General features: G+C 57.2%; 3 protein-coding genes. All 3 read left to right on the forward strand.

What is annotated here, in order from left to right; translation table 11 throughout:
• Window positions 1-266: 266 nt before the first annotated feature.
• The 3 genes from BM035_RS21970 to BM035_RS21980 are packed head-to-tail and all read left to right on the forward strand — an operon-like array spanning window position 267 to window position 3471.
• Entirely contained in the window at window positions 267-1529 is a 1263-nt protein-coding gene (locus BM035_RS21970; RefSeq protein WP_092034419.1) for a site-specific integrase, read from the forward strand.
• Window positions 1526-2470 carry a tyrosine-type recombinase/integrase gene (locus BM035_RS21975; RefSeq protein ID WP_092034423.1) on the forward strand — a complete coding sequence of 315 codons (945 nt, stop codon included), beginning with the start codon at window positions 1526-1528 and terminating at the stop codon, window positions 2468-2470. Before BM035_RS21970 ends, BM035_RS21975 begins: the two co-directional genes overlap by 4 nt.
• A complete protein-coding gene (locus BM035_RS21980) occupies window positions 2467-3471 on the forward strand; it encodes a site-specific integrase (protein WP_092034421.1) in 1005 nt (334 codons plus the stop codon). Before BM035_RS21975 ends, BM035_RS21980 begins: the two co-directional genes overlap by 4 nt.
• Window positions 3472-3734 lie beyond the last annotated feature (263 nt).

The following is a 3734-nucleotide window of genomic DNA, read 5'->3' on the forward strand; positions in this document are numbered from 1 at the left end:
TGCAGCTTGCAGGTGCTGATCAGGCTCTGGATGATGCCCAGGTGTTCCGCCCCCAGTTCGGTCCAGCAGAACATCCAGTTTTTTCTGTTATGGAAGTGTTTCCATAATAAGAATTATCCGAGGTCCTCAGTTATGGAAGGTTCCTGATGCAGGCGCTTCAAGGCCGCTTTCCTTCCGCTGCCGCGTCCCAGTGACAGTGATGACTTGCCTTCCATAACTACTGGTGCTGTTGTTTTGACTCCCCCTCATCAGGAAGGAGAGTCACCATGGTTGAGTCTACCCATTCGTTGTATGCACTGGCGCATCAGTGGTTTGCCGATTCGCCGCTCAGTAATAATGAAGATGCTTACGTTAAGTTCCTCATCGAGCGTGGTTACGCGACTGGTACGATCCAGGGATATTTCAGCAGCGTCGCGCATTTCGCCAATTGGTGCAGGACGCAACAAGTCGGTCTTGGCGATATCGATGCAGGGTTGGTTAACCGCTTTATGGATGAGCACCTGCCGGTTTGTCGATGTGCCGTCCGGTGCCGGCGCGCACCTCGCGAGATGCACGCTGCGCTGGGGCATCTGTTTGCGATGCTCTGTGCTAAGGGGCATGGTATCCAGGCGGATAGTTTCCCGGTTTCCGCTCCTATCGCAACGGAACTTGAGGATTTCGATCGCCATCTTACTGAGGTACGAGGACTGGCACCAACCACGCGTTCAGTCCGGTTACGCCATTTGCGCGATTTTCTCATCTACTGTTTTGGCTCCGGGCCGGTACACCTGAAGCGGCTCGGACCGTCGGATGTAATCCGTTTTATCGGCCATTACACAGCGGACTGGGCTCCGGCGTCGATTCTTGCCGCCACCACTTCGTTGCGCTGTTATTTCGCGTTCCGGGCCAGTCAGGGCGAGCAGACCTCCGCGTTGATCGCCGCTCTGCCTCGTGTCGCGCAGTGGCGGTTGGCTGGACTGCCGCAGGTTCTCTCCAACGCGGAGATCGAGCAACTACTCGGTGCCTTCGATCGCGGCCAGGCCACTGGCAAGCGCGATTATGCAATCGCGCGTTGCCTGCTCGACCTGGGTTTGCGTCGAACAGAAGTGGCCCGTCTGTGCCTGGACGATGTGGATTGGCGGACCGGAACACTGATCATTCGCAGTAAGGGCAAGCGCATCGATGTGTTGCCTCTGCCCGGTGTCACTGGGCATGCTATCGCCGAGTACTTGCTGGATGGTCGACCGAACACCACGCGACGAGAGCTGTTTGTGCGGCACCGGCCACCCCTCAATGCGCCAGCTGATCCGGACATCGTGCGCAACGCCATTCGCTATGCGGCGAAGCGCTGTGGACTCGATCACTGTATTCGCGGCACTCACATTCTGCGGCATACCCTGGCCGGTCGACTGGTGCAGGGCGGCGCCCGGTTCAAGGAGATCGCCGACCTGCTGCGCCATCGCAGTCTGGATACCACCACAATCTATGCCAAAGTCGATCTTGAGGCGCTGGCTCAGGTGGCTCTACCGTGGCCGGGGAGGTTGTCATGAACACTCCTGTGACATTTACCGCTCGGGTCGACGCCTATCTGGATTACCGCCGACAGGCCGGCTTTGCATTAAAGATCGAGGGCGAGCAACTGGCGCGATTCGCGCGCTTCGCTGATCATGTCTCGCCTCGGGGAGCTCTGACCATGCAGCTGGCTGAGCAGTGGGCTTGCGCCTCAGGCCGACCAGATCCGCTCACCGCTGCCCGTCGGATGGAACTCTTGCGCCCCTTCGCCCGCTATTGCCAACAGTTCGATCCGGCCACTGAGATTCCGCCCCGTGGTCGCTTTGGGCCCTCTCATCGTCGCCTGACGCCACATATTTTCACCGACGCCGAGATCCGTGCGCTGCTGGAAGCCTGTGCCGATCTACATCCGACAGGCGGCTTACGGGGAACCTGTTGCGCTGCGCTCTTTGGACTGATTGCCTCGACGGGCTTGCGAACATCAGAGGCCACCGGCTTGCAGCGCCCGGATGTGGATCTGGATCGAGACTTGCTGCATATTCAGAACACCAAGTTCGGCAAGTCACGCTGGGTACCGCTGCACTCCACCACGACACAGGCGTTGCAGCGCTACGTACAGCAACGAGATCGAGATCCTTTTGCGGCTACTACCGAGGCTTTCTTCATCTTTGACTACGGCCGACCCGCGACCACGCAGGGCCTGGAATATGCATTCAAACTATTGCGACAATGGTTGCATTGGCGCTCCCGAGGCGGTCACCCGGCACCGCGTATTTATGATCTTCGCCACACCTTTGCCTGCCGTAACCTTGAGCGCTGGTATGCGCAGGGCCTCGACATCGACTGCCATATCCTGGCGCTATCTACCTACCTCGGTCATGCCAAGATCACCGACACTTACTGGTATCTCACCGCAACGCCCGAGTTGCTGGCCCGGGCAGCTCAACGCCTGGAACAATTTCAAGGAGGTGGCTTATGAGTACCTCGGTGCCGGTAACTTTTCCGTGCTTGCTACAGCAGTTTTTTGTGCAGCGCTTGATGCAGCAGCGCCAGGCCAGTCCGAATACCGTATCAGCCTATCGAGATACCTTTCGGTTGCTGCTGACATTTGCCCATCGGCGTCTTGGAAAACATCCCAGCGAACTTACGATGGACGATCTGAACGCCACGCTCGTTCTGGATTTCCTTCACTACCTCGAAGAGGAGCGCCACAACTCGGTTCGCAGCCGTAACGCACGTTTTGCGGCGATCCGGTCGTTCATGGGGTACGTGTCCTTTCAGGAGCCTTCGGCCCTTGCCACCGCGCAGTCCGTGCTCGCCATCCCCATGAAGCGTTTTGAACAGCAACTGATTGGGTTCCTTTCGCGTGAGCACATGGCAGCGATTCTTAACGCACCGGATCGCAATACCTGGACGGGACAGCGGGATCGGGTGATGTTAGCCACACTTTACAATACCGGCGCTCGCGTCTCCGAACTGATCGGAATGCGGCTAGAAGATCTGGTGCTTGGGCCCAGCGCTTCCGTGCGTATTCGCGGCAAAGGGCGCAAGGAACGGTCGACACCCTTGTGGCCTGAGACGGCCGCGCAGCTTAAACGCTGGTTAAGAGCCTATCCTCGCCAGCCTGATCAACCGCTGTTTCCAAGTCGATCAGGCACCCCTCTGACGCGCATAGGTGTGACTGAACGCTTGAAGCTTGCGGTCAGAGCGGTCGCTGCGCAATATCCCGAACTGGCCAAACGACGGGTATTTCCGCATCTGATTCGACATTCCATTGCCATGCATATGTTGCAAGCCGGTGTTGATATCACCGTCATTGCGCTATGGCTCGGGCATGAAAGCCCGGAGACCACTCACAAATATGTCGAAGCAGATCTGGCGATGAAGGATCGGGCATTGAAAAGCATCCAGGCGCCTTCCCAGGCATTGCCGCGGTACCAGCCATCGGACAGTGTGTTGGAGTTTTTACAGAGTCTCTAATTATGCAGGGTTTATAGGGACACCAACATTCAAACAACACAGGGTAGATGCTGCTAAGTGCATCAACTGCCGAGCAAATCAGCATCTACCCTGACCATCTTTCAGAGCACTCAAAGACCACACCCTTCCATAACTAAGGGCCGAGGATAATTTCTGTTATGGAAGTGTTTCCATAACAGAAAAAACTGGATGTTCTGCTGGACCGAACTGGGGGCGGAACACCTGGGCATCATCCAGAGCCTGATCAGCACCTGCAAGCTGCA

It is taken from the genome of Marinobacter sp. DSM 26671, from assembly GCF_900112835.1.
Taxonomy (GTDB): Bacteria; Pseudomonadota; Gammaproteobacteria; order Pseudomonadales; family Oleiphilaceae; genus Marinobacter; species Marinobacter flavimaris.

Excerpts from the sequence above, each read along its gene's own strand:
- BM035_RS21975 (WP_092034423.1), top strand. The coding sequence starts at position 1,526 with ATGAACACTCCTGTGACATTTACCGCTCGGGTCGACGCCTATCTGGAT.
- BM035_RS21970 (WP_092034419.1), top strand. The coding sequence starts at position 267 with ATGGTTGAGTCTACCCATTCGTTGTATGCACTGGCGCATCAGTGGTTT.
- BM035_RS21980 (WP_092034421.1), top strand. The coding sequence starts at position 2,467 with ATGAGTACCTCGGTGCCGGTAACTTTTCCGTGCTTGCTACAGCAGTTT.